The sequence below is a fragment of the Citrobacter sp. MGH104 genome (genome assembly GCF_001034485.1).
Lineage (GTDB): Bacteria > Pseudomonadota > Gammaproteobacteria > Enterobacterales > Enterobacteriaceae > Citrobacter > Citrobacter freundii.
In genome coordinates this window covers 947,943-972,760 of the sequence record NZ_KQ089819.1, presented here as the reverse complement: position 1 = coordinate 972,760, position 24,818 = coordinate 947,943, and the positions used below count along the sequence as shown (strand labels likewise).

Sequence of the window (24,818 nt, the reverse complement as noted above, 5' to 3'; positions counted from 1 at the left end):
CGGAGTGAATGATGCAATTCTCTAAAATGCATGGCCTTGGCAACGATTTTATGGTCGTCGACGCGGTAACGCAGAATGTCTTTTTCTCACCAGAGCTGATCCGCCGCCTGGCCGACAGACATCTCGGCGTTGGATTTGATCAACTGCTGGTGGTTGAACCTCCGTATGATCCGGAGCTGGATTTCCACTACCGTATTTTTAATGCCGACGGCAGTGAAGTGTCACAGTGCGGCAATGGCGCCCGCTGTTTTGCCCGTTTTGTTCGCCTGAAAGGGCTGACCAATAAGCGCGATATTCGCGTCAGTACAGCGAATGGTCGTATGGTATTAACCGTAACCGACGACGAGCTGGTGCGGGTGAATATGGGCGAACCCAATTTTGAACCCTCGCAGGTTCCTTTTCGCGCTAACAAAGCAGAGAAGACCTATATTATGCGCGCGGCCGAACAGACAGTATTGTGCGGCGTGGTTTCAATGGGGAACCCGCACTGCGTGATTCAGGTTGATGATGTTGATACGGCCACGGTAGAAACACTGGGACCGGTTCTGGAAAGCCATGAACGCTTCCCTGAACGCGCCAACATCGGATTTATGCAGGTGGTAAAACGTGAGCATATCCGACTGCGCGTCTATGAGCGCGGCGCGGGTGAAACGCAGGCCTGCGGCAGCGGTGCATGCGCCGCCGTTGCAGTCGGTATCCAGCAGGGGCTGCTGGCAGAAGAAGTGAGGGTGGAATTACCGGGCGGTCGACTTGATATCGCCTGGAAAGGTCCGGGTCATCCGCTGTATATGACTGGCCCGGCGGCACATGTCTACGACGGATTTATTCACTTATGAAGCAACCAGGGGAAGAACTACAGGAAACGCTCATGGAGCTCGACGATCGGGCGGTCGTCGATTATCTGCAACGTAATCCTGAGTTTTTTATCCGTAATGCCCAGGCTGTTGAAGCGATGCGAGTTCCGCACCCAGTGCGGGGCACGGTCTCTTTAGTGGAATGGCATATGGCGCGGGCGCGTAATCATATTAACGTGCTGGAAGAGAACATGGCGCTGTTGATGGAACAGGCCAACGCCAATGAAAGCCTGTTCTATCGTCTGTTAAATCTGCAAGGACGTCTGGTGGCGGCCAGCAGCCTTGACGATATGCTGATGCGCTTGCATCGCTGGGCGCGTGAGTTAGGGCTGGCCGGAGCGACGGTTCGTCTGTTCCCGGATCGCTGGCGACTAGGCGCGCCCTCAAAATTCACCCATCTGGCATTAAGCCGTCAGGCTTTTGAACCGTTGCGTATCCAGCGTTTGGGCCAGTCGCAGCACTATCTTGGGCCGCTCAATGGTCCTGAATTGCTGGTCATGATGCCGGAGGCGAAAGCCATAGGCTCAGTCGCGATGTCGATGCTCGGGCAGGATGGATCCCTTGGCGTGATGCTGTTTAGCAGTCGTGATGTTAATCATTACCAGCAGGGGCAAGGCACGCAATTGCTGCAGGAAATCTCGCTGATGTTGCCGGAGCTGCTAGAGCGCTGGATTGAACGCGTATGACCGATTCACCCCTTTCTCAGGATGTGGCGCGCTTTTTGCGCTATCTGGGCGTTGAGCGTCAGCTTAGCCCGATCACCTTGCTTAATTATCAGCGTCAGCTTGATGCCATCATTGCGTTAGCCGGAGAGACCGGTCTGCAAAGCTGGCAACAATGTGATGCGCTCATGGTCCGCAGTTTTGCTGTTCGCAGCCGTCGTAAAGGACTGGGGCCGGCGAGTCTGGCACTGCGTCTCTCCGCGTTACGCAGTTTCTTCGACTGGCTGGTTAATCAGGGCGAACTGAAAGCCAATCCGGCAAAAAGCGTTTCCGCGCCGAAAGCACCGCGTCATCTGCCTAAAAATATCGATGTCGACGACGTTAATCGTCTGCTGGATATCGATCTCAACGACCCCCTTGCCGTGCGTGATAGAGCGATGCTGGAAGTGATGTACGGCGCGGGTCTGCGTTTATCTGAACTGGTTGGGCTGGATATTAAACATCTCGATCTCGACACCGGCGAAGTGTGGGTGATGGGTAAGGGCAGTAAAGAGCGTCGCCTGCCGATTGGCCGCAATGCGGTGGCGTGGATTGAGCACTGGCTGGATCTACGCGGACTCTTTGGCTGCGATGACGATGCGCTATTTCTGTCAAAACTGGGCAAACGCATCTCGGCGCGTAACGTGCAGAAACGCTTTGCTGAATGGGGTATCAAGCAGGGGCTGAACAGCCACGTACATCCCCACAAATTACGCCACTCCTTTGCGACGCATATGCTGGAGTCGAGCGGCGATCTGCGCGGAGTGCAGGAGTTATTGGGTCATGCCAATCTCTCCACAACTCAAATCTATACCCATCTTGATTTTCAACACCTGGCTTCAGTGTACGATGCGGCGCATCCGCGCGCCAAACGGGGGAAATAATGCGTTTTTACCGGCCTTTGGGGCGCATTTCTGCGCTCACCTTTGACCTTGATGACACCCTTTACGATAACCGTCCCGTTATCACACGCACCGAGCAGGAAGCGCTCGCGTTTGTACAGAATTACCATCCGGCGTTGAATTCGCTGCAAAATAGCGACCTACAGCGCTTGCGTCAGGCCGTTCGTGACGCCGAGCCGGAAATCTATCACGATGTTACCCAATGGCGTCACCGGGCCGTAGAACGCGCTATGCTGGAGGCGGGTTTGTCAGCGGCAGAAGCCAGAATGGGGGCGAATGCGGCGATGATGAATTTTGCCAAATGGCGTAGCCGCATTGAAGTCCCACAGACGACGCATGACACGCTGAAAGCGCTGGCTCGCAAATGGCCGCTGGTGGCGATCACCAACGGTAACGCGCAGCCGGAACTGTTTGGCCTGGGTGATTACTTTGAGTTTGTGCTGCGCGCCGGTCCCGACGGACGATCAAAACCGTTCAGCGACATGTACACGCTGGCGGCGGAAAAACTGAAAATGCCTGTGGGCGAGATCCTGCATGTGGGTGATGACCTGACGACAGACGTCGCGGGCGCTATCCGTTGTGGTATGCAGGCCTGCTGGATCAAACCGGAAAATGCCGACCTGATGCACACCGCTGACAGCCGTTTGCTGCCGCATATCGAAATTTCACAGTTGGCATCTCTGACCTCGCTGATATAATCACCAACAACTCTGTATAAATTCCCAGGGGTCCGGCTGGGCCCTGTTGATTCCGGCGGTGCCAATGGACGTTTCTTACCTGCTCGATAGCCTCAATGACGAACAGCGCCAGGCTGTGGCCGCGCCACGCAGCAACATGTTGGTTCTGGCAGGTGCGGGGAGTGGTAAAACGCGCGTGCTGGTGCACCGTATCGCCTGGTTACTGACGGTAGAGAACAACTCGCCGTATTCGATTATGGCGGTAACCTTTACCAACAAAGCGGCAGCGGAAATGCGCCACCGTATTGGTCAGATCATGGGAACCAGCCAGGGCGGTATGTGGGTGGGGACGTTCCACGGTCTGGCGCACCGTCTGCTGCGCGCGCACCATATGGATGCCAACCTGCCGCAGGATTTCCAGATCCTCGACAGCGAAGACCAACTGCGTCTGCTCAAGCGCCTGATCAAGGCGATGAACCTGGATGAGAAGCAGTGGCCGCCGCGTCAGGCGATGTGGTTTATCAATAGTCAGAAAGACGAAGGGCTGCGCCCGCACCATCTGCAGAGCTATGGCAACCCGGTTGAGCAAACCTGGCAGAAAGTGTATCAGGCTTACCAGGAAGCGTGTGATCGCGCCGGGCTGGTGGATTTCGCCGAGCTGCTACTGCGCGCCCATGAACTGTGGCTCAACAAGCCGCATATCCTGCAGCACTATCGCGAACGCTTTACCAATATCCTGGTGGACGAATTTCAGGATACCAACAACATTCAATACGCCTGGATCCGCCTGCTGGCGGGCGATACCGGTAAAGTGATGATCGTGGGTGATGACGACCAGTCGATCTACGGCTGGCGCGGGGCGCAGGTGGAAAACATCCAGCGCTTCCTAACCGATTTCCCGGGCGCAGAAACCATTCGTCTGGAGCAGAATTACCGCTCGACCAACAATATCCTCAGCGCAGCTAACGCCCTGATTGAGAACAACAACGGGCGTCTGGGTAAAAAGCTGTGGACCGACGGTGTCGACGGTGAACCGATCTCGCTTTACTGCGCGTTCAACGAACTTGATGAAGCGCGTTTTGTGGTTAACCGCATCAAGACCTGGCAGGACAACGGCGGCGCGCTTGAACAATGCGCTATTCTGTACCGCAGCAACGCCCAGTCGCGCGTACTGGAAGAGGCGTTGTTACAGGCCAGCATGCCGTATCGGATTTATGGCGGGATGCGCTTCTTCGAACGCCAGGAAATCAAAGATGCGCTCTCTTACCTGCGCCTGATCGCTAATCGCAATGACGACGCCGCATTTGAGCGCGTGGTGAATACACCGACCCGCGGGATTGGCGATCGTACTTTAGATGTGGTGCGTCAGACCTCCCGTGACCGCCAGCTAACGTTGTGGCAGGCTTGTCGTGAGCTGTTGCAGGAAAAAGCCCTCGCGGGGCGCGCTGCCAGCGCCTTACAGCGTTTTATGGAGCTGATTGACGCACTGGCCCAGGAGACCGCCGATATGCCGCTGCACGTGCAAACTGACCGGGTGATTAAAGACTCCGGCCTGCGCATGATGTACGAGCAGGAAAAAGGCGAGAAGGGCCAGACGCGTATCGAAAACTTAGACGAACTGGTGACGGCAACGCGCCAGTTTAGCTACAACGAGGAAGATGAAGACTTAATGCCGTTGCAGGCGTTCCTGTCTCACGCCGCGCTGGAGGCGGGCGAAGGGCAGGCGGATACCTGGCAGGATGCGGTTCAGCTGATGACCCTGCACTCGGCGAAAGGTCTGGAGTTCCCGCAGGTGTTTATCGTCGGCATGGAAGAAGGCATGTTCCCCAGCCAGATGTCGCTGGACGAAGGCGGACGTCTCGAAGAGGAACGCCGCCTGGCCTACGTCGGCGTGACCCGCGCGATGCAAAAGCTGACGCTGACCTACGCCGAAACGCGTCGTCTGTACGGCAAAGAGGTTTACCATCGCCCGTCGCGCTTTATTGGTGAACTGCCGGAAGCGTGTGTTGAAGAGGTACGTCTGCGCGCCACGGTCAGCCGCCCGGTAAGCCATCAGCGAATGGGCACGCCAATGGCGGAAAACGATACCGGCTATAAGCTTGGCCAGCGCGTACGCCATGCCAAGTTTGGCGAGGGCACCATTGTCAATCTGGAAGGCAGCGGCGAGCACAGTCGTTTGCAGGTCGCGTTCCAGGGGCAGGGGATCAAATGGCTGGTGGCGGCCTATGCCCGACTGGAAACGGTATAACTTTCAGAAAAATATCATTATTTTGTAACGATCTGCTAGCCTTACTGATGAGCAGGTAATTTATCCAGGCTAGCGTTTCGTTGCGTGTTGACGTCAAAATTTTGCTGGCGTAACATGCGCGCACGATTACGCTAAGAGGACATTCGCCTTGGACACACCCAGTAGATACTGGCTCATTATCCTGTCATCCAGGATCAACTCCTAAGGCTATCCCTTTTTGCTGATAGCCTTCGCGGTTGTCAGCGACCTTCTGTTTTTCCCGTCGCGCTGAGTCAGGCTGTTTAATGGTCTGAAACCCAATTTGTTTCTGTGTGCCCTCCGAACTGTCCGATAATTTTTTGCATTGGGAGTCCCGGTCATGCTGAGCGCATTTCAACTGGAAAACAATCGTTTAACTCGCCTTGAGGCAGACGAGATCGAGCACCTGGCCAGTTCGGTTTGGGTCGATTTAGTCGAGCCGGATGACGAAGAACGAAACCGTGTGCAAAAGGACTTGGGCCAGAATCTGGCTACGCGCCCTGAACTGGAAGACATCGAAGCATCCGCGCGTTTTTTTGAAGACGAAGACGGTCTGCACATTCACTCCTTCTTCTTTTATGAAGATGCCGACGATCACGCGGGTAACTCAACCGTCGCATTTACTATTCGCGAAGGCCGTCTGTTTACCCTGCGTGAGCGCGAATTGCCGGCCTTTCGCCTGTACCGCATGCGTGCGCGTAACCAGGCTATGGTGGATGGCAATGCCTACGAGCTGTTGCTCGACCTGTTCGAAACCAAAATTGAACAGCTGGCGGATGAGATCGAAAACATCTACAGCGACCTGGAAAAACTCAGCCGTGTGATCATGGAAGGGCGTCAGGGCGATGAATATGACGAAGCGCTGTCGACGCTGGCGGAACTGGAAGATATCGGCTGGAAGGTACGCTTGTGTCTGATGGATACCCAACGCGCACTGAACTTCCTGGTGCGTAAAGCGCGGTTGCCGGGCAGTCAGCTGGAGCAGGCGCGTGAGATCCTGCGCGATATCGAATCTCTGCTGCCGCACAATGAATCGCTGTTCCAGAAGGTTAACTTCCTGATGCAGGCGGCGATGGGTTTTATCAACATCGAGCAGAACCGCATCATCAAGATCTTCTCGGTGGTTTCTGTGGTGTTCCTGCCGCCGACGCTGGTGGCGTCCAGCTATGGGATGAACTTTGAGTTCATGCCGGAACTGCACTGGAGCTTTGGTTATCCTGGGGCGATTGTCTTTATGATGCTCGCCGGTCTGGCGCCGTATCTGTACTTTAAGCGCAAGAACTGGCTGTAATGGCGGTGACTTATCCGGCCTACGGTGATGTGCTTTTGTAGGCCGGATAAGCGAAGCGCCATCCGGCAATCCCCTAGCTCCGACGAACCCGTCGTTGCGTATAAATCGCATCCATCACGAAAATCGCCAGCGCGACCCAGATAAACGCGAAAGTGACCATCTTGTCCGCACCCGGTACTTCACCGTAGAACGTTACCGCCAGCAGGAACATCAGCGTAGGGCCAATGTACTGGAAAAAACCCAGCGTCGACAGACGCAGGCGGGTTGCCGCGCCGGTAAAGCACAGCAGCGGAATGGTGGTCACGACACCCGCAGCAATCAGCAGCAAATTGAGCGACATCGGGTTTTGCCCCATATGGCTGGTTGGGCTGTCGGCAATGCCAAACAGATAGATGGCTGCAACGGGTAAAAGCCACAGGGTTTCGATCAGCATGCCGGTTTGTGCTTCGACCGCAATCTTCTTGCGCACCAGGCCATAGAACGCAAAGCTGAACGCCAGTCCCAGCGCGATGATTGGCAGCGATCCGAAGGTCCACAGCTGTACCAGCACGCCGCATGCGGCTAACAGTACCGCCAGCCACTGCATGCGACGAAAGCGTTCGCCGAGGAAAAGCATTCCCAGCACAATATTCACCAGCGGGTTAATAAAATAGCCGAGGCTGGCTTCCAGCATATGGTGATTATTGACCGCCCAAATGAACAGCAGCCAGTTTCCGCCGATGAGCACCGCCGAGAGCGCCAGCAGGAAGATCTTCTTTGGCGTTTGGAGCAGCGTTTTGACACCCGACCATTGGCGGCTGATGCTCATCAGCACCACCATGAAGAAAAATGACCAGATGACACGGTGCGTCAGGATCTCATCCGCCGGGACATAGTAAATCAGCTTGAAGTAGGCAGGTGCGATACCCCAAATAAAATAAGCAGCAAGAGCGAGTAACACGCCCTGCCGCGTTTGTTTAGCATCCATCGGGAAAACTCATTGCAGAAATGTAACAGCAGTTTACCTTTTTTTGGCTGCTTACCCCACCATATAAGTGGCGGTTGCGCTGGCAATATAAAGCTGTTCTTCGTTATGCAGTTCCACGCGTGCCACGGCGACTTTATTACCCGCCCGCAGCAGGCTGCTGGTGGCGGTAAAGCGATTCCCTCTCCCTGGACGCAGGTAATCAACGCGCAAATCGATGGTTCCCATGCGTGACATCCGCTGACGCAGTTCGTCCTCACTGATCGTCTCATGGCGGGTTAGCGTACTGCCAACGCACACCAGTCCGGCGGCGACGTCCAGCGCCGAGGCGATCACGCCGCCATGCAAAATGCTTTGCGCCCAGTTGCCGACCATCATCGGTTGGTTATTAAAGGCTAATTGAGCAAATTCTTTCTCATAGCGTTCAAGCTCCAGTCCCAGCGCCCGGTTAAACGGCATATGATAGACAAACATTTCACCCACTAACTTCAGCGCTTCCTCAGCAGTAAGTACGGCAGACATATGATCCCTACATCTTAATAGTTAATGGAATGTTGATATTATGCTTATTATTTGTTGTTTTCTACTTTAGGACGGGATAACTAACGAGGAACTCGCTAAGTATGTAGAATACTTGCCAGATAATTATACAATTCATCAATATTTTGGTTCAGGAGAACAGTACCGATGCGGGCGATTTTGGGATGGTTACTACCAGCAGTCATGCTGCCGTTGACCGCGTATGCGCAGGAAGCGACAGTGAAAGAGATTCATGATGCACCGGCGGTTCGTGGCAGTATTATCGCCAACATGCTGCAGGAACATGACAACCCTTTCACGCTTTATCCTTATGACACTAACTATCTTATCTACACCAATACCAGCGACATGAACAAAGAGGCGATCAGCAGCTATAGCTGGTCCGAAAATGCGCGCAAAGATGAGGTTAAGTTTCAGCTAAGCCTGGCGTTTCCGCTGTGGCGCGGGATATTAGGCCCAAATTCGGTACTCGGCGGCTCCTATACCCAGAAATCCTGGTGGCAGCTTTCTAACAGTGAAGAGTCTTCACCGTTTCGCGAAACCAACTACGAACCGCAATTGTTCCTCGGTTTCGCCACCGACTACCGCTTTGCCGGTTGGACGCTTCGTGATGTCGAAATGGGCTATAACCATGATTCCAACGGCCGCTCCGATCCCACTTCACGTAGCTGGAACCGTCTTTATACTCGCCTGATGGCTGAAAACGGTAACTGGCTGGTGGAAGTTAAGCCGTGGTACGTCATCGGCAGCACTGATGATAACCCGGATATCACAAAATATATGGGCTACTATCAGCTCAAACTGGGTTATCACCTCGGTGACGCCGTCTTAAGTGCGAAAGGTCAGTACAACTGGAATACCGGTTACGGCGGCGCTGAGTTGGGTGTCAGTTACCCCATTACGAAGCATGTGCGTCTTTACACCCAGGTTTACAGCGGTTACGGCGAATCGCTGATTGACTATAACTTCAATCAGACCCGTGTTGGTGTGGGCGTGATGCTCAACGATATCTTCTGATAAGTATTGAGAGTATTTTAATCATTGCAGTTTCTCTCTCAGGCGCTGAAAATAGCGCCTGTTTTTATTTCAGGCTAATGGGGTTAATGTGGCGCAGGCGGAAGTGTTGAATCTGGAAATGGGCGCTAAACAGGTTTTGCAAGAAACCTTTGGCTACCAACAGTTTCGCCCTGGTCAGGAAGAAATCATTGATACCGTGCTCTCTGGTCGCGACTGCCTGGTCGTTATGCCGACCGGCGGCGGTAAATCCCTGTGCTATCAAATTCCCGCATTATTGCTAAACGGACTCACCGTTGTTGTTTCTCCGCTGATTTCCTTGATGAAGGATCAGGTCGATCAACTGCTGGCCAACGGCGTGGCGGCGGCGTGCCTTAACTCTACTCAAAGTCGTGAGCAGCAGCTTGAGGTGATGGCAGGCTGTCGTACAGGACAGATTCGCTTACTGTACATTGCGCCCGAACGCCTGATGCTGGATAACTTCCTTGAGCATCTGGCGCACTGGAATCCGGTGCTGCTGGCGGTTGATGAAGCGCACTGTATTTCGCAGTGGGGGCATGATTTCCGCCCCGAATACGCGGCGCTGGGACAGTTGCGCCAACGTTTTCCAACCCTGCCGTTTGTGGCGCTGACCGCGACCGCGGATGAGACAACCCGGCTGGACATTGTGCGTCTGCTGGGACTCAACGACCCGTTAATTCAGATCAGCAGCTTTGACCGCCCGAACATTCGCTACATGTTGATGGAGAAGTTTAAGCCGCTCGATCAGCTGATGCGCTACGTGCAAGAGCAGCGCGGTAAGTCTGGCATTATCTACTGTAACAGTCGCGCTAAAGTCGAGGACACTGCCGCGCGTCTGCAAAGCCGTGGCATCAGCGCCGGGGCTTATCATGCCGGGTTGGAAAATGCCGTACGCGCCGAGGTGCAGGAGAAATTCCAGCGCGACGACCTGCAAATCGTGGTGGCGACCGTGGCGTTCGGTATGGGGATCAACAAACCTAACGTACGCTTCGTGGTGCATTTCGACATTCCGCGCAATATCGAATCCTATTACCAGGAAACCGGCCGCGCCGGGCGTGATGGTCTACCGGCGGAAGCGATGCTGTTTTACGATCCGGCTGATATGGCATGGCTACGCCGTTGCCTCGAAGAGAAACCCGCTGGGCAACTGCTGGATATCGAACGGCATAAGCTCAATGCGATGGGGGCATTTGCCGAGGCGCAAACCTGTCGTCGCCTGGTGCTACTGAACTATTTTGGCGAAGGGCGTCAGGAGCCGTGTGGTAACTGCGATATCTGTCTTGACCCGCCAAAACAGTACGACGGACTCATGGATGCGCGTAAAGCGCTGTCGACGATTTACCGTGTTAACCAACGCTTCGGCATGGGGTACGTCGTGGAAGTGCTGCGCGGAGCGAATAACCAGCGTATTCGCGAACTGGCCCATGACAAACTGCCGGTCTATGGCATTGGTCGCGAGCAAAGCCACGAACACTGGGTGAGCGTTATTCGCCAGCTTATTCACCTGGGCCTGGTGACGCAGAATATTGCTCATCACTCCGCGTTACAGTTAACCGAAGCCGCGCGTCCGGTGCTACGCGGTGACGTTCCACTACAGCTTGCCGTGCCGCGTATTGTGGCGCTGAAACCGCGCGCGATGCAGAAATCCTTCGGCGGCAACTATGACCGCAAACTGTTCGCCAAATTGCGTAAGCTGCGTAAAGCCATTGCCGATGAAGAGAACATCCCGCCGTACGTGGTGTTCAACGACGCTACGTTGATTGAAATGGCCGAACAAATGCCGGTTTCACCGAGTGAAATGCTGAGCGTCAACGGCGTGGGAATGCGTAAACTTGAGCGTTTTGGCAAAGAGTTTATGGCGCTTATTCGCGCACATGTTGATGGTGACGACGAAGAGTAGTCAGCCGGGCAAAAAAGTGCCAGGATGGTGACTCACTGAACTATTCCCCCGCGAGTCATTTTTATGTTAACGCTATTTTTCACCGTTGCGTTGGTGCATATCGTTGCGCTGATGAGCCCCGGTCCCGATTTCTTTTTTGTTTCTCAAACTGCGGTTAGCCGTTCGCGCAAAGAAGCGATGATGGGCGTGCTGGGTATTACCTGTGGCGTCATGGTCTGGGCTGGCGTGGCACTGCTCGGCCTGCATCTGATTATCGAAAAAATGGCCTGGCTGCACACCATTATTATGGTCGGTGGGGGTCTGTATCTGTGCTGGATGGGCTACCAGATGCTGCGCGGCGCGTTTAAAAAACAGGATGTTGCAGCTCCCACTCCGCAGGTGGAGCTGGCGCAGAGCGGACGCAGCTTTTTGAAAGGTCTGCTGACCAACCTGGCGAACCCTAAAGCCATTATCTATTTTGGCTCCGTCTTCTCATTGTTCGTTGGCGATAACGTGGGAACGGGCGCGCGTTGGGGGATTTTTGCTCTGATTATCGTGGAAACGCTGGCGTGGTTTACCGTGGTCGCCAGCCTGTTTGCGCTGCCGAAGATGCGTCGTGGCTATCAGCGCCTGGCGAAGTGGATTGACGGTTTTGCCGGGGCGCTGTTCGCGGGTTTCGGCATCCACCTGATTATTTCGCGCTAAGTTTGTTCCAGACCGGATAAGCGTTAGCGCGTCCGGCCCTGTTATCAGGCATGCCTTGCCGATGCCAGCAGGGCGCCTATCAGCATAAACAGCGAACCGAACACTTTGTTCAGCGCCTTCATTTGCTTTGGCCCTTTAATCCATCCTGCAATGCGCGTAGCCAGCGTCGCGTAACCGATCATCACAATGATATCGACCACGATGGTCGTAACGCCAAGCACCACGTACTGCATCAGTTGCGGTTCCTGCGGCAGGATAAACTGCGGGAACAGGGCGGCAAGAAAAACAATGCTCTTGGGGTTGGTCAGATTCACAAAGACCGCGCGTTTGAACAGGCGCCTGCGTGATTGTGTATTCGCCATGGTGTTCAGATCGATAGCGCCCGCAGCCCGCCATTGTTGAATACCCAGCCAAATCAGATAGGCCGCTCCCGCCCACTTCAGCACCTCAAATGCGATCACCGAACGTGAAAATAGCGCTCCCAGCCCCACGCCAACCAAAACGATATGAATGCCCAGCCCGGTCTGTAAACCTGCAATCGACGCGCTGGCACCGCGAAAACCATGGCTGATGGCGGTGGTCATAGTGTTGATTGCGCCAGAGCCTGGAGACAAGCTCAAAATAATAGAGGTCAGCAGGTAGGCGAACCACCATTCAAAGGTCATGAGAAACTCCCGGATTGTCTATTTTTATGCCACAATACGCTACTGCCGTTAGGTTGTATCAACGACGGCGAAAAAAACGATTTTACTTGGTCAGCGAGGCTGGATACCCGATGTTTCAGCAGCAAAAAGACTGGGAAACAAGAGAAAACGCGTTTGCTGCTTTTTCCATGGGGCCACTGACAGATTTCTGGCGTCAGCGGGAAGAAGCGGAATTTACGGGCGTGGATGATATCCCCGTACATTTTGTGCGTTTTCATGCAGAAAAAAACGATCGCGTCATCGTCGTCTGTCCTGGACGCATTGAAAGCTATGTGAAATACGCTGAACTGGCGTATGACCTGTTTCATTCTGGTTTTGACGTGCTCATTATCGATCACCGTGGTCAGGGGCGTTCCGGGCGAATGCTTTCGGATCCACATCGCGGTCATGTCGATAACTTTAATGACTATGTCGACGATTTAACCGCCTTCTGGCAGCAGGAGGTGCTACCCGGCCCGTGGAGAAAACGCTATATCCTGGCGCATTCAATGGGCGGGGCGATTGCCACGTTATTCCTGCAGCGCCACCCGAATCAGTGTGATGCCATCGCGCTTTGTGCACCGATGTTTGGTATTGTGATGCGCTTTCCCGACTGGATGGTGCGCCACATTCTGGACTGGGCTGAAGGGCATCCGCGGATCCGCGAAGGCTATGCGATGGGAACCGGGCGCTGGCGGGCGCTGCCGTTCGGTATGAATGCGTTAACCCATTGTCGACAGCGCTATCGGCGCAATCTACGCTTCTATGCTGATGAGCCGCGGTTGCGCGTTGGTGGTCCCACCTATCACTGGGTACGCGAAGGGATTCTGGCTGGTGAACAGGTTTTGGCTGGCGCTGGGGATGATGCGACGCCGACGCTGCTGATTCAGGCTGAAGAAGAACGTGTAGTGGATAACCGCATGCACGATCGTTTTTGTGAACTCCGCGCCGCAGCGGGCCATCCTGTAGAAGGAGGTCAGCCGCTTGTCATAAAAGGCGCGTACCATGAGATCCTTTTTGAAAAGGACGCCATGCGCTCAGTCGCGCTTAACGCTATTGTCGAATTTTTCGACTAACATAACTCATCTAGCGGAACCCGCTTTGCCTAGAGGTTTAATTTTCTTATGTATCAGGTTGTTGCGTCTGATTTAGACGGTACGCTGCTTTCCCCCGACCATACTCTGTCCCCCTATGCCAAAGAGACGCTGAAGTTATTGACCGCTCGCGGCGTTAACTTCGTGTTTGCGACTGGCCGTCATCATGTTGATGTGGGGCAAATTCGCGATAACCTCGGCATTAAAACCTACATGATCACGTCCAACGGCGCGCGGGTGCATGATTCTGACGGGAATCTGGTTTTTTCCCATAACCTGGATCGCGACATTGCCAGCGACCTGTTTGGCGTAGTGAATGCAAATCCGGACATCGTGACCAACGTTTATCGCGATGATGAATGGTTTATGAATCGCCATCGTCCGGACGAAATGCGCTTTTTCAAAGAAGCAGTGTTTAACTATTCCCTGTTTGAACCTGCGCTACTGGAGCCGGAAGGCGTCAGCAAAGTGTTCTTCACCACCGACTCTCACGAAAGACTGCTACCGCTGGAGCAGGCGATTAACGCCCGCTGGGGCGATCGCGTCAACGTCAGCTTCTCTACGCTTACCTGTCTGGAAGTCATGGCGGGCGGCGTGTCGAAAGGTCATGCGCTGGAAGCGGTAGCGAAAGCGATGGGCTACAGCCTGAAAGACTGCATCGCTTTTGGCGATGGGATGAACGATGCGGAAATGCTCTCCATGGCGGGCAAAGGCTGCATCATGGGCAATGCCCACCAGCGCCTGAAGGATCTGCATCCGGAGCTGGAAGTCATCGGACTCAACGCCGACGATGCCGTGCCGCACTACCTGCGCGATCTCTTTTTAAAGTAATTGTTCTTTAGTTGACCAGTTGTCAACTAAACTCTCCGCTACAATGGATGTTCCCTGTTCTAAGAGACATCCATTGTGGCGCTACTCATCATTACCACTATTTTGTGGGCCTTTTCCTTCAGCCTGTTTGGCGAGTACCTTGCTGGTCATGTCGATAGCTATTTTGCGGTGCTGGTGCGCGTTGGACTCGCGGCGCTGGTGTTCCTGCCGTTTTTACGAACCCGTGGGCACAGCGTAAAAACGATCGCGCTATATATGCTGGTGGGGGCCATGCAGCTTGGCATTATGTATATGCTGAGTTTTCACGCCTACCTGTATCTGACGGTTTCAGAGCTGTTGCTTTTCACCGTGCTGACGCCGCTCTACATCACGCTGATTTATGACCTGATGAGCGGGCGCCGTTTGCGTTGGAGCTACGCTTTCAGTGCGTTACTGGCGGTGATTGGCGCGGGGATTATTCGTTACGATCAGGTAACCAGCCACTTCTGGACTGGCCTGCTGCTGGTGCAGCTTTCCAACATTAGTTTTGCCATCGGTATGGTGGGCTACAAGCGTCTGATGGAAACCCGCCCAATGCCACAGCATAACGCTTTTGCCTGGTTTTATATGGGGGCCTTTATGGTGGCTGTCGTGGCCTGGTTCATGCTGGGCAATGCGCAAAAAATGCCTGCAACCACGCTACAGTGGGGAATTCTGGTCTTTCTTGGCGTGGCAGCGTCCGGCGTTGGTTACTTTATGTGGAACTACGGTGCGACCCAAGTGGATGCGGGCACACTGGGTATCATGAACAATATGCATGTGCCGGCCGGGCTGTTGGTCAACCTGGCTATCTGGCATCAACAGCCTCACTGGCCAAGCTTCATCATTGGCGCGGCTGTGATAGTGGCCTCACTGTGGGTACATCGAAAGTGGGTCGTTCCGCACTCCGCACAAACGGCAGATGATCGCAGGCGTGATTCCGCGCTGAGCGAATAAACGCTTCTGTGACCGGCTGTCGCTGCTCGCCATCACGCACGGCGGCGTACAGTCGACTCCACAATCCATCACCCAGGGTTTTAGTCACTACTAAACCCTGGCGTTCAAAACTCTCCACCACCCAGTGCGGTAACGCCGCGATACCCATTCTGGCTGCAACCATCTGAATCAGCAGCAGGGTGTTATCCACGCTCTTCAGCGACGGACTCACGCCCGCAGGCTGTAAGAAATGTCGCCAGACATCCAGTCGACTCCGTTGCACCGGGTAAATGAGCAGCGTCTCGCTGGCCAAATCTTCCGGCGTGATTTGCGTTTTGCTGGCCAACGGATGGTCAGGCGCCAGTACCAGGCGGACTTCAAAATCAAACATCGGTGAGTAGTGCAATCCGCTGCGCGGCAGGATGTCGGAGGTTAACACCAGATCCAGCTCATCCTGCTGCAGCGCTGGTTGCGGATCGAACGTCACGCCGGATTTAAAGTCCATCTCCACCTGCGGCCAGTTGGCACGAAAATTCTCCAGCGCGGGCGTCAGCCATTGAATACAACTGTGACATTCAATTGCGATTCGCAGCCGGGTTTGCTGCGGTTCGTTGCAAGCCTGCAGCGCACGACCAATTTGCGGCAACACCTGATTAGCTAACTGCAGCAGGATTTCTCCCTGCGGCGTAAAGCGCAGAGGCTGGCTTTTACGGATAAAAAGTCGAAAGCCAAGGCGCTGCTCCAGATCGCTGAACTGGTGAGAAAGAGCGGATTGGGTCTGATGCAACGTCGCCGCGGCGGCTGCCAGCGAACCGCTATTCCGCAACGCCTGGAGCGTTTTCAGGTGTTTAATCTCGATCATGAAAGTCCTTCACTTCGGCATGAACAAATTGCGCTTGAGGAATATACAGTAACCGCCAATTATGGATGTGTAAACATCTGGACGGCTAAAATCCTTCGTCTTTTAAATTTATGGTGCGTTGGCTTCGTTTCCCCACCCCAGTCACTTACTTCAGTAAGCTCCTGGGGATGAGTAAACTTTCCGCCTTCCCTAAATTCAAAATCCATAGGATTTACATATAATTAGAGGAAGAAAAATGACAATATTGAATCACACCCTCGGTTTCCCTCGCGTTGGCCTGCGTCGCGAGTTGAAGAAAGCGCAAGAAAGCTACTGGGCGGGAAATTCCTCCCGTGAAGAATTGCTGGGCGTTGGCCGCGAGCTGCGTGCCCGCCATTGGGAGCAGCAGAAGCAGGCGGGTGTTGACCTGCTGCCGGTAGGTGATTTTGCCTGGTACGATCACGTGCTGACTACCAGCCTGCTGCTCGGCAACGTTCCGGCTCGTCATCAGAATAAAGACGGCTCGGTCGATATCGATACCTTATTCCGTATTGGCCGTGGCCGCGCACCGACCGGTGAGCCAGCGGCGGCGGCAGAAATGACCAAATGGTTTAATACCAACTATCACTACATGGTGCCAGAGTTCACCAAAGGTCAGCAGTTCAAACTGACCTGGACGCAACTGCTGGATGAAGTAGACGAAGCGCTGGCGCTCGGGCATAAGGTGAAACCTGTGCTGCTGGGGCCGGTAACTTACCTGTGGCTGGGGAAAGTGAAGGGCGAACAGTTTGACCGCCTGAGTCTGTTGAACGACATTCTGCCGGTTTACCAGCAGGTGCTGGCGGAGCTGGCAAAACGGGGTATTGAGTGGGTGCAGATTGACGAACCTGCTCTGGTGCTGGAATTACCGCAAGCGTGGCTGGACGCCTTCAAACCAGCTTATGGTGCCTTGCGGGGCCAGGTGAAGCTGCTACTGACCACCTACTTCGAAGGCGTAACGCCAAACCTGGATACCATTACCGCGCTGCCGGTGCAGGGACTGCACGTCGACTTCGTGCACGGTAAAGATGATGTCGCCGAGCTGCACAAACGTCTGCCTGCCGACTGGCTGCTGTCAGCGGGCCTGGTGAACGGGCGCAACGTCTGGCGCGCCGATCTCAGCGAAAAATACGCGCAAATTAAAGATATCGTCGGGAAACGTGACCTGTGGGTGGCTTCTTCCTGCTCCCTGCTGCACAGCCCCATCGATCTCAGCGTGGAAACCCGCCTTGATGCAGAGGTGAAGAGCTGGTTTTCCTTCGCCCTGCAAAAATGCGGCGAGCTGGCGCTGCTGCGTGATGCGTTGAACAGCGGTGATACGGCGGCAATTGTCGAATGGAGCGCACCGATTCAGGCTCGTCGTCACTCTACTCGTGTCCACAACGCCGCAGTGGAAAAACGTCTGGCGGCAATCACCGCCCAGGACAGCCAGCGCGCCAACGCTTACCCGGTTCGCGCCGAGGCGCAACGTGCCCGCTTTAATCTGCCGGCATGGCCGACCACGACTATCGGCTCATTCCCGCAAACCACCGAAATTCGCGGTCTGCGTCTGGACTTCAAAAAGGGCAACCTGGATGCCGGTAACTACCGCACCGGTATTGCGGAACATATCAAACAGGCGATCGCTGAACAGGAGCGTCTGGGGCTCGACGTGCTGGTACACGGTGAAGCCGAACGTAACGACATGGTGGAATATTTTGGCGAACACTTGGACGGTTTCGTCTTTACCCAGAACGGTTGGGTGCAGAGCTATGGCTCCCGTTGCGTGAAGCCACCGGTAGTCATTGGCGACGTCAGCCGCCCGGAAGCGATCACCGTGGAGTGGGCGAAGTATGCCCAGTCACTGACCGACAAACCGGTAAAAGGTATGCTGACCGGTCCGGTGACCATTCTTTGCTGGTCATTCCCGCGTGAAGACGTGACGCGTGAAACCATCGCGAAGCAGATTGCGCTGGCGTTGCGTGATGAAGTTGCGGATCTGGAAGCAGCGGGGATCGGCATTATCCAGATTGATGAGCCGGCACTGCGTGAAGGTTTACCGCTGCGTCGCAGCGACTGGGCGGCGTATCTGGAGTGGGGCGTGGAAGCCTTTCGCATTAACGCGGCAGTGGCGAAGGATGAAACCCAGATCCACACCCACATGTGTTACTGCGAGTTCAACGACATCATGGACTCCATTGCGGCGCTGGACGCGGACGTGATCACTATTGAGACTTCACGTTCTGATATGGAGCTGCTGGAGTCGTTCGAAGAGTTCGACTATCCGAACGAAATCGGGCCGGGCGTCTACGACATTCACTCGCCGAACGTCCCGAGCGTGGAGTGGATTGAAGCTCTGCTGAAGAAAGCCGAGCAGCGTATTCCGGCTGAGCGTCTGTGGGTGAACCCGGACTGCGGCCTGAAAACGCGCGGCTGGCCGGAAACCCGTGCTGCGCTGGCAAACATGGTTAAAGCGGCGCAGAATCTGCGTCAGGCGTAAAAAATAAGGCGATCGCATAAATGTGATCGCTTTTTATTTATGGGCTAATAACATTCATCGTGTACTCTTTATGGAATCCGGCTGAGCTTACAATCATGCTTCCGTACAGGCCCCCTGAGATTTTAATGGTGACAGAACCCGGTTTTTTCGGAATCCCTTCTACAAGTATGCAATTATTCTGCGCAACGGAAAGAGGATCGCAAGGCTTGAGAGAAAGTCCAGTATTTTCTGGGAAGAGACGCATACTGAATGACGGCTTTATCACTCTCCCTCCAAAGATATATATTTTTGCTGAATATGGTGTGCCGGTAATCGCATCTTTAAGGGTATCTCCGCTGGGGGTGTACTCAGCATATTGACTACAAGATGAAACTAAAATAGGTAAAATAAAAGTTAACTTTTTCAACATGGTTAAATCAATGGTTTGAAAACCATCCCTCCAAAAAATCTATTGATGAAGAAATTAATGTTCTTTTCTCTCTTTATTTGCTCACCCACCTCTCCCCAGGAAAATAGGCGCAAACTTACTTTCCTGTTAGCATCTTCCGTTACCTCTCCATCCCATACAATCCAGTGTGATGGAACAGTTAGACTCGATTCACTGGATGTCAAAAGCCCATCAGCGATTAACGTGATAACTTTATATCCTTGTTTGAAGTAGGCGTTTAGCTTTCTTATATCTTGGATATTCCCTCTGGTAATCCCAACGTTATCAAATATTTTCACATAGCCCGCCTTTTCAAACCATCCGGCTACGGTATCCCACATCGAAATACCTGATATTTCGTAATTTATACTATCATAACTGAGCACTGTATTTTCAGAGTCTCTAAGACTTGCGAGGGTTAACCAGTCGAGTCCAGAAATAAGAGGGACGGCTGGTTGAGATGATTCATCGTAAAATTTTCCTGAGGGATTACGGCAGTTCTCACTGGGTGTAATTTGCAGGGAGCCAATTTTTGTTCGACCATAGAGCCATAAGTCGTTTGCTGCCTGTATATAAATATCTGGCCTATCTATTTGCAGGCAGTAAAAAAAAACTGCAGGACCGCATAAACTACTCCTGCTTTGGTTGGGGAAATTCATATGATGAAACCGAAGGAAGGCGTCCTCCTCAAGCTTCTTTTTTGAAAAAGGGTCATTAGCGCTATCTTCTGGATATTCATTTGCAATAAATGCTCTTCCATGATTCGATATAGTTACCGTTTTTATATTTTTCCCTTCACTTTCCAGTTGAGTCCTACCATTCGAAACATAATAACAAGGATTTTCTCTTTTCACCTGTGAAAAAGCTCTGCCGGTACTTAGCTCTTCTAACGTGTACATTTTCCTGAATGGTGTGACAGAAACACATGTTGTTTGTAGCATGTTGGTCCGATATAACGTTATCTCTATAATATATATGGTTGAAACTGGATCGTTTGTGTCTTCAGTATCATGTTTTTGTGTTTCATAGTTACTCTTTAATTTTTGTCTTTTTACATCGAGCAATATGGTCTTGTTATGGTTTCCATCCATTCGGTAAATTAATAAGTCATAAAGGATATAATCAGGAGGGACATTGGAATTAATTTTTGAACTGACTTTGTATATAGGCATAAATGAGATCCAAAACGTGTATTGAAATATATTTTATATCACAAGGCATTCTTGGTGTGTGAGTTTTTTGATGATCTTTTACATTAATTTTTTAATTTATTTTACACGCCAGAGATAATGGAGATACATAATTAATTTGTATCTTATCTGTTTTAGATTTCATTAAAATTATTATTTGTGTATTTATTGCCGCCTAAAAAAGGCGGCAATATTGTTCAGATCTTTTTACCCACGTATTGCGCGAACCACTCCAGCATTCTCTGCCAGCCGTCTTTCGCGGACTCTTCGTGATAGCTCGGGCGATAATCGGCGTTAAACGCATGTCCGGCATCGGGATAGACCACGATTTCCGCTTTCGCATTGGCGGCGCGTAGCGCCTGACGCATTGTTTCAACGGTATCTTGCGGAATGCTGGTATCCTGGGCGCCATAAAGTCCCAAAACGGGGGCGTTAAGATCGGTTGCGATATCAACGGGATGTTTCGGCGAGTTGAGGGTTTTATCACCCACCAGTTTGCCGTACCACGCTACCGCCGCTTTTAATTGCGGATTATGTGCGGCATACAGCCAGGTAATGCGTCCACCCCAGCAGAATCCGGTGATCATCAGTTGGTGCGCATCTCCTCCGTTGCGGGAGGCCCAACTGGCGACGTGGTCCAGATCGGCCAGTACCTGAGAGTCAGGCACTTTGGCGACAAGGCCGCTGAGCAACGTGGGGATATCGGCAAAGTCATTGGGATCGCCTTCGCGAAAATAGAGTTCTGGTGCGATAGCCAGATACCCTTCCAGAGCCAGACGGCGGCAAACGTCACGAATGTGCTCATGAATACCAAAAATCTCCTGCACGACAATGACCACGGGAAGCAGGCCATCGGTTTGTTTTGGTCGTGCGTGATACGCTGGCATATCATCGCCTTGTGAAGGTATGGACGTTACACCGGCGATAATTTCGTTATCCGGAGTGTGAACCGTGGTAGACGTCGGTGGAGATACAGCAGGTGCAAAGCCAGATTGTCGTGTTGTCATGGTATTCTCCGTACCCTTAAATATTCAGCCAAAAAGCGCATTGTTAACTATAGACACATGCAACGAACCACATTGCCTTAAACGGGCTATCTTTTGTGCAGGGCTTCCTTACATCGCATCATTTATGTGATATACATCACTGTTTGATGGTAATTGAATGCAATTGATTTACATCAGAGTGATGGCTGTCACGAAAATATGTTCATGCCTTCGGTAAAGTGTATTTTTGCTTCTTCTGACAAAACCGATTCACAGAGGAGTTTTTATGTCTAAGTCTGATGTTTTTCATCTCGGCCTCACTAAGAGCGACTTACAAGGGGCTACGCTTGCTATCGTCCCTGGCGACCCGGAGCGGGTGGAAAAGATCGCCGCGCTGATGGATAAGCCGGTTAAGCTGGCATCTCATCGCGAGTTCACTACCTGGCGTGCTGAGCTGGATGGTAAAGCCGTGATCGTTTGCTCTACCGGTATCGGCGGCCCGTCAACCTCTATTGCCGTAGAAGAACTGGCACAGCTGGGCATTCGTACCTTCCTGCGCATCGGTACGACTGGCGCTATCCAGCCGCATATCAACGTGGGCGATGTCCTGGTCACCACGGCGTCTGTCCGTCTGGACGGCGCAAGCCTGCACTTCGCGCCAATGGAGTTCCCGGCCGTTGCGGACTTCGAGTGCACCACTGCGCTGGTGGAAGCGGCGAAATCTATCGGCGCCACTACCCACGTGGGCGTTACCGCATCTTCTGACACCTTCTACCCGGGCCAGGAACGTTACGACACCTTCTCTGGTCGCGTCGTGAGCCGTTTCAAAGGCTCGATGGAAGAGTGGCAGTCTATGGGCGTTATGAACTACGAAATGGAATCTGCCACGCTGCTGACCATGTGCGCAAGCCAGGGTCTGCGTGCCGGTATGGTCGCGGGTGTTATCGTGAACCGTACTCAGCAAGAGATCCCTAATGCGGAAACAATGAAACAAACAGAAAGCCATGCGGTAAAAATCGTGGTGGAAGCTGCGCGTCGTTTACTGTAATTCTCCCGTCTATTCAAAAAGGCCGACGCGTTCGGCCTTTTTATTTTGCGTAGTACCTCGCAGGAAATTCCTTTTAAACTGGACGTTTATACAGCACAATTCTATTTTGTGCGGGTAAGTCGTTGCTGTAAGGGGGCGTTGTGGATATTTCAATTATGATGAGTGCCGTGCTGGCGTTAGCCGCAGGGCTGCTGGTTGGGTGGCTGGCAACAAAAGCACACGCCGACAGGATCCGTGCCGATCTCATCGAAGAACGACGTGAACTGGATATCGCGCTAAGTGCCGCCCGGCAACAACTCTCACAGGAAGCCCACTGGCGTGATGAGTGCGAACTGCTTAATAACGAATTGCGCAGCCTGCACAGTATCAACACCTCTCTGGAAGCTGATCTCCGTGAAGTCACTACCCGGCTGGAAGCAACGCAACAGCATGCGGAAGATAAGATCCGTCAGATGATCAACAGCGAACAGCGCCTGAGCGAGCAGTTTGAAAATCTGGCGAACCGTATATTCGAGCACAGCAATCGCCGCGTAGATGAGCAAAATCGCCAAAGCCTGAACAGCCTGCTGGCACCGCTTCGCGAACAATTGGACGGATTTCGACGCCAGGTTCAGGACAGCTTTGGTAAAGAGGCACAGGAACGTCATACTCTGGCGCACGAAATTCGTAATCTCCAGCAACTGAATGCGCAGATGGCACAGGAAGCGGTAAACCTGACGCGGGCATTAAAAGGCGATAACAAAACGCAGGGTAACTGGGGCGAGGTCGTACTCACGCGGGTGCTTGAGGCTTCCGGTCTGCGCGAAGGCTATGAATACGAAACCCAGGTCAGCATCGAAAACGACGCCCGTTCGCGGATGCAGCCGGATGTTATTGTCCGATTACCGCAGGGCAAAGATGTGGTGATTGATGCGAAAATGACGCTGGTCGCCTATGAACGCTATTTTAACGCTGAAGATGAATTCACCCGCGAGAGCGCGTTGCAGGAGCACATCGCCTCGGTGCGCAACCACATTCGTCTGCTGGGCCGCAAAGACTATCAGCAGCTTCCGGGGCTGCGTACGCTTGACTATGTGCTGATGTTTATCCCCGTTGAGCCCGCTTTTTTGCTGGCGTTAGACAGACAGCCCGAACTGATTACCGAAGCGCTTAGAAATAACATTATGCTGGTGAGCCCTACCACGCTGTTGGTGGCATTGCGCACGATTGCCAACCTGTGGCGCTACGAGCATCAGAGTCGTAATGCGCAACAAATTGCCGATCGGGCCAGCAAACTTTATGACAAGATGCGGTTGTTTGTGGATGATATGTCGGCAATAGGTCAAAGCCTGGACAAAGCCCAGGATAATTACCGACAGGCGATGAAAAAACTCTCTTCCGGTCGTGGAAACGTCCTGTCGCAGGCAGAAGCGTTTCGCAGTTTAGGTGTAGAAATTAAGCGCGAGATTAATCCTGAGCTGGCTGAGCAAGCCACTACGCAGGATGAAGAATACCGCTTGCGCTCGGTCCCTGAGACGCAACAAGATGCGTCTTACCCCGATGGTGAAGCGGTAAATCAGCAATCAAACTAGTCCATTTGGGGTAGTTGAACCCGGCAGAAGGGTAGGGCAAATTGGCCCAATCTGTTACACTTCTCGAACATTTTTTGGATGAGCAGGCACTGAGATGGTGGATAATTCACAAGAAACGACGCACTTTGGCTTTCAGACCGTCGCTAAAGAGCAGAAAGCTGACATGGTGGCCCACGTTTTTCATTCTGTGGCCTCTAAATATGACGTTATGAATGACTTAATGTCATTTGGCATTCATCGTTTGTGGAAGCGCTTCACCATTGACTGCAGTGGCGTGCGTCGCGGGCAAACCGTTCTCGATTTAGCAGGCGGTACCGGCGATCTGACGGCGAAATTCTCTCGCATGGTAGGCGAAACCGGCAAAGTTGTGCTGGCGGATATCAATGACTCAATGCTCAAAATGGGTCGCGAAAAGCTGCGCAATATTGGTGTGGTGGGTAACGTTGAGTACGTTCAGGCGAATGCTGAAGCACTACCTTTCCCTGACAACACGTTTGACTGCATCACCATCTCTTTCGGTCTGCGCAACGTTACGGATAAAGACAAAGCATTACGCTCCATGTACCGCGTATTGAAGCCGGGCGGACGTTTACTGGTGCTGGAATTCTCCAAGCCGATTATCGAACCGTTGAGCAAAGCCTACGACGCGTACTCTTTCCATGTTCTGCCGCGTATAGGTTCAATGGTAGCAAGCGATGCGGACAGCTATCGCTATCTGGCGGAATCCATCCGCATGCATCCCGATCAGGACACCTTAAAAGCAATGATGCAAGATGCCGGGTTCGAAAGCGTTGATTACTACAACCTGACAGCAGGTGTCGTTGCGCTGCATCGTGGTTACAAGTTCTGACAGGAGAGTGG

24 protein-coding genes are annotated in these 24,818 nt (G+C 53.0%); 17 read left to right on the top strand and 7 right to left on the bottom strand.

The genetic code is table 11. The features are described 5' to 3' along the window. The first annotated feature begins 11 nt into the window (after positions 1-11). The 7 genes from dapF (at position 12) to corA (ending at position 6,691) form a co-directional block, all read left to right on the top strand. Entirely contained in the window at positions 12-836 is an 825-nt protein-coding gene (gene dapF / locus SK34_RS22860; RefSeq protein ID WP_003017933.1) for a diaminopimelate epimerase, read from the top strand. Further along, on the top strand, positions 833-1,540 hold the full coding sequence (locus tag SK34_RS22855; RefSeq protein ID WP_048234251.1) for a DUF484 domain-containing protein: 708 nt from the start codon (positions 833-835) through the stop codon (positions 1,538-1,540). The genes dapF and SK34_RS22855 overlap by 4 nt, the downstream gene beginning before the upstream one ends. Beyond that, entirely contained in the window at positions 1,537-2,439 is a 903-nt protein-coding gene (gene xerC, locus SK34_RS22850) for a tyrosine recombinase XerC (RefSeq protein WP_003841210.1), read from the top strand. The genes SK34_RS22855 and xerC overlap by 4 nt, the downstream gene beginning before the upstream one ends. Beyond that, positions 2,439-3,155: a 5-amino-6-(5-phospho-D-ribitylamino)uracil phosphatase YigB gene (gene yigB / locus SK34_RS22845; protein WP_003017925.1), complete on the top strand. Its 717-nt coding sequence runs from the start codon at positions 2,439-2,441 to the stop codon at positions 3,153-3,155. Before xerC ends, yigB begins: the two co-directional genes overlap by 1 nt. A gap of 64 nt (positions 3,156-3,219) precedes the next feature. Continuing rightward, entirely contained in the window at positions 3,220-5,382 is a 2,163-nt protein-coding gene (gene uvrD, locus SK34_RS22840) for a DNA helicase II (protein ID WP_003017922.1), read from the top strand. A 148-nt stretch (positions 5,383-5,530) separates the two neighbouring features. Next, complete coding sequence (gene ysgD, locus SK34_RS25060) at positions 5,531-5,587, top strand: YsgD/CorL family protein (RefSeq protein WP_212723238.1); 57 nt, start codon at positions 5,531-5,533, stop codon at positions 5,585-5,587. Positions 5,588-5,740: 153 nt separating this feature from the next. After that, positions 5,741-6,691 (top strand): magnesium/cobalt transporter CorA, encoded by a 951-nt coding sequence (gene corA / locus SK34_RS22835; RefSeq protein WP_003017920.1) that lies wholly within the window; start codon positions 5,741-5,743, stop codon positions 6,689-6,691. 73 nt (positions 6,692-6,764) lie between these two features. Here corA and rarD read toward each other — a convergent pair whose 3' ends face one another. Together rarD and yigI are read right to left on the bottom strand one after the other, a co-directional pair. Then, positions 6,765-7,658 (bottom strand): EamA family transporter RarD, encoded by an 894-nt coding sequence (gene rarD / locus SK34_RS22830; RefSeq protein ID WP_003841213.1) that lies wholly within the window; start codon positions 7,656-7,658, stop codon positions 6,765-6,767. 51 nt (positions 7,659-7,709) lie between these two features. Further along, complete coding sequence (gene yigI / locus SK34_RS22825; RefSeq protein WP_003017917.1) at positions 7,710-8,177, bottom strand: acyl-CoA thioesterase YigI; 468 nt, start codon at positions 8,175-8,177, stop codon at positions 7,710-7,712. 165 nt (positions 8,178-8,342) lie between these two features. On the opposite strand from yigI, the gene pldA reads away from it, so the two are divergent. The 3 genes from pldA to rhtC all read left to right on the top strand — a co-directional run bounded on the left by pldA (position 8,343) and on the right by rhtC (position 11,814). Then, complete coding sequence (pldA, locus tag SK34_RS22820; RefSeq protein ID WP_003017916.1) at positions 8,343-9,212, top strand: phospholipase A; 870 nt, start codon at positions 8,343-8,345, stop codon at positions 9,210-9,212. An 88-nt stretch (positions 9,213-9,300) separates the two neighbouring features. Then, on the top strand, positions 9,301-11,130 hold the full coding sequence (gene recQ, locus SK34_RS22815) for an ATP-dependent DNA helicase RecQ (RefSeq protein WP_003017915.1): 1,830 nt from the start codon (positions 9,301-9,303) through the stop codon (positions 11,128-11,130). Positions 11,131-11,193: 63 nt separating this feature from the next. Next, entirely contained in the window at positions 11,194-11,814 is a 621-nt protein-coding gene (rhtC, locus tag SK34_RS22810) for a threonine export protein RhtC (protein WP_003828942.1), read from the top strand. A 44-nt stretch (positions 11,815-11,858) separates the two neighbouring features. Here the strand turns inward: rhtC and rhtB are convergent, their stop codons facing one another. Next, positions 11,859-12,479 carry a homoserine/homoserine lactone efflux protein gene (gene rhtB, locus SK34_RS22805; protein WP_048234249.1) on the bottom strand — a complete coding sequence of 207 codons (621 nt, stop codon included), beginning with the start codon at positions 12,477-12,479 and terminating at the stop codon, positions 11,859-11,861. A gap of 110 nt (positions 12,480-12,589) precedes the next feature. On the opposite strand from rhtB, the gene pldB reads away from it, so the two are divergent. From pldB to SK34_RS22790, 3 genes are all read left to right on the top strand, one after another. Then, complete coding sequence (gene pldB, locus SK34_RS22800; protein WP_048234247.1) at positions 12,590-13,573, top strand: lysophospholipase L2; 984 nt, start codon at positions 12,590-12,592, stop codon at positions 13,571-13,573. Between the two features lie 48 nt (positions 13,574-13,621). Beyond that, positions 13,622-14,422, top strand: coding sequence for a sugar/pyridoxal phosphate phosphatase YigL (gene yigL / locus SK34_RS22795; protein ID WP_003017910.1), 801 nt, complete (start codon positions 13,622-13,624; stop codon positions 14,420-14,422). 75 nt (positions 14,423-14,497) lie between these two features. Continuing rightward, complete coding sequence (locus SK34_RS22790; protein WP_003841223.1) at positions 14,498-15,397, top strand: carboxylate/amino acid/amine transporter; 900 nt, start codon at positions 14,498-14,500, stop codon at positions 15,395-15,397. On the opposite strand, the gene metR is transcribed toward SK34_RS22790, so the two are convergent. Continuing rightward, positions 15,285-16,238 (bottom strand): HTH-type transcriptional regulator MetR, encoded by a 954-nt coding sequence (gene metR, locus SK34_RS22785; RefSeq protein ID WP_003841224.1) that lies wholly within the window; start codon positions 16,236-16,238, stop codon positions 15,285-15,287. The genes SK34_RS22790 and metR overlap by 113 nt on opposite strands. 235 nt (positions 16,239-16,473) lie before the next feature. Between metR and metE the strand changes: the two genes are divergently transcribed. Next, on the top strand, positions 16,474-18,735 hold the full coding sequence (metE, locus tag SK34_RS22780) for a 5-methyltetrahydropteroyltriglutamate--homocysteine S-methyltransferase (RefSeq protein WP_048234245.1): 2,262 nt from the start codon (positions 16,474-16,476) through the stop codon (positions 18,733-18,735). Between the two features lie 37 nt (positions 18,736-18,772). Here metE and SK34_RS24770 read toward each other — a convergent pair whose 3' ends face one another. The 3 genes from SK34_RS24770 to SK34_RS22770 form a co-directional block, all read right to left on the bottom strand. Next, on the bottom strand, positions 18,773-19,144 hold the full coding sequence (locus SK34_RS24770; RefSeq protein WP_044714748.1) for a hypothetical protein: 372 nt from the start codon (positions 19,142-19,144) through the stop codon (positions 18,773-18,775). 2 nt (positions 19,145-19,146) lie between these two features. Beyond that, on the bottom strand, positions 19,147-20,334 hold the full coding sequence (locus SK34_RS22775; RefSeq protein WP_048234244.1) for a hypothetical protein: 1,188 nt from the start codon (positions 20,332-20,334) through the stop codon (positions 19,147-19,149). 215 nt (positions 20,335-20,549) lie between these two features. Continuing rightward, positions 20,550-21,359 carry a dienelactone hydrolase family protein gene (locus tag SK34_RS22770; protein WP_044714747.1) on the bottom strand — a complete coding sequence of 270 codons (810 nt, stop codon included), beginning with the start codon at positions 21,357-21,359 and terminating at the stop codon, positions 20,550-20,552. A gap of 265 nt (positions 21,360-21,624) precedes the next feature. On the opposite strand from SK34_RS22770, the gene udp reads away from it, so the two are divergent. The 3 genes from udp to ubiE all read left to right on the top strand — a co-directional run bounded on the left by udp (position 21,625) and on the right by ubiE (position 24,807). Beyond that, a complete protein-coding gene (gene udp, locus SK34_RS22765; protein ID WP_003017903.1) occupies positions 21,625-22,386 on the top strand; it encodes a uridine phosphorylase in 762 nt (253 codons plus the stop codon). Between the two features lie 140 nt (positions 22,387-22,526). Then, positions 22,527-23,957: a DNA recombination protein RmuC gene (gene rmuC, locus SK34_RS22760; RefSeq protein ID WP_003017901.1), complete on the top strand. Its 1,431-nt coding sequence runs from the start codon at positions 22,527-22,529 to the stop codon at positions 23,955-23,957. Positions 23,958-24,051: 94 nt separating this feature from the next. Further along, positions 24,052-24,807, top strand: coding sequence for a bifunctional demethylmenaquinone methyltransferase/2-methoxy-6-polyprenyl-1,4-benzoquinol methylase UbiE (gene ubiE, locus SK34_RS22755; RefSeq protein ID WP_003017897.1), 756 nt, complete (start codon positions 24,052-24,054; stop codon positions 24,805-24,807). The last annotated feature ends 11 nt before the right edge of the window (positions 24,808-24,818 follow it).

What these genes read in the sequence shown, in the direction of transcription:
- dapF (WP_003017933.1), top strand. Translation starts at nt 12, where the DNA reads ATGCAATTCTCTAAAATGCATGGCCTTGGCAACGATTTTATGGTCGTC.
- SK34_RS22855 (WP_048234251.1), top strand. Translation starts at nt 833, where the DNA reads ATGAAGCAACCAGGGGAAGAACTACAGGAAACGCTCATGGAGCTCGAC.
- xerC (WP_003841210.1), top strand. Translation starts at nt 1,537, where the DNA reads ATGACCGATTCACCCCTTTCTCAGGATGTGGCGCGCTTTTTGCGCTAT.
- yigB (WP_003017925.1), top strand. Translation starts at nt 2,439, where the DNA reads ATGCGTTTTTACCGGCCTTTGGGGCGCATTTCTGCGCTCACCTTTGAC.
- uvrD (WP_003017922.1), top strand. Translation starts at nt 3,220, where the DNA reads ATGGACGTTTCTTACCTGCTCGATAGCCTCAATGACGAACAGCGCCAG.
- corA (WP_003017920.1), top strand. Translation starts at nt 5,741, where the DNA reads ATGCTGAGCGCATTTCAACTGGAAAACAATCGTTTAACTCGCCTTGAG.
- rarD (WP_003841213.1), bottom strand. Translation starts at nt 7,658, where the DNA reads ATGGATGCTAAACAAACGCGGCAGGGCGTGTTACTCGCTCTTGCTGCT.
- yigI (WP_003017917.1), bottom strand. Translation starts at nt 8,177, where the DNA reads ATGTCTGCCGTACTTACTGCTGAGGAAGCGCTGAAGTTAGTGGGTGAA.
- pldA (WP_003017916.1), top strand. Translation starts at nt 8,343, where the DNA reads ATGCGGGCGATTTTGGGATGGTTACTACCAGCAGTCATGCTGCCGTTG.
- rhtC (WP_003828942.1), top strand. Translation starts at nt 11,194, where the DNA reads ATGTTAACGCTATTTTTCACCGTTGCGTTGGTGCATATCGTTGCGCTG.
- rhtB (WP_048234249.1), bottom strand. Translation starts at nt 12,479, where the DNA reads ATGACCTTTGAATGGTGGTTCGCCTACCTGCTGACCTCTATTATTTTG.
- pldB (WP_048234247.1), top strand. Translation starts at nt 12,590, where the DNA reads ATGTTTCAGCAGCAAAAAGACTGGGAAACAAGAGAAAACGCGTTTGCT.
- yigL (WP_003017910.1), top strand. Translation starts at nt 13,622, where the DNA reads ATGTATCAGGTTGTTGCGTCTGATTTAGACGGTACGCTGCTTTCCCCC.
- metR (WP_003841224.1), bottom strand. Translation starts at nt 16,238, where the DNA reads ATGATCGAGATTAAACACCTGAAAACGCTCCAGGCGTTGCGGAATAGC.
- metE (WP_048234245.1), top strand. Translation starts at nt 16,474, where the DNA reads ATGACAATATTGAATCACACCCTCGGTTTCCCTCGCGTTGGCCTGCGT.
- SK34_RS24770 (WP_044714748.1), bottom strand. Translation starts at nt 19,144, where the DNA reads ATGTTGAAAAAGTTAACTTTTATTTTACCTATTTTAGTTTCATCTTGT.
- SK34_RS22775 (WP_048234244.1), bottom strand. Translation starts at nt 20,334, where the DNA reads ATGCCTATATACAAAGTCAGTTCAAAAATTAATTCCAATGTCCCTCCT.
- SK34_RS22770 (WP_044714747.1), bottom strand. Translation starts at nt 21,359, where the DNA reads ATGACAACACGACAATCTGGCTTTGCACCTGCTGTATCTCCACCGACG.
- udp (WP_003017903.1), top strand. Translation starts at nt 21,625, where the DNA reads ATGTCTAAGTCTGATGTTTTTCATCTCGGCCTCACTAAGAGCGACTTA.
- ubiE (WP_003017897.1), top strand. Translation starts at nt 24,052, where the DNA reads ATGGTGGATAATTCACAAGAAACGACGCACTTTGGCTTTCAGACCGTC.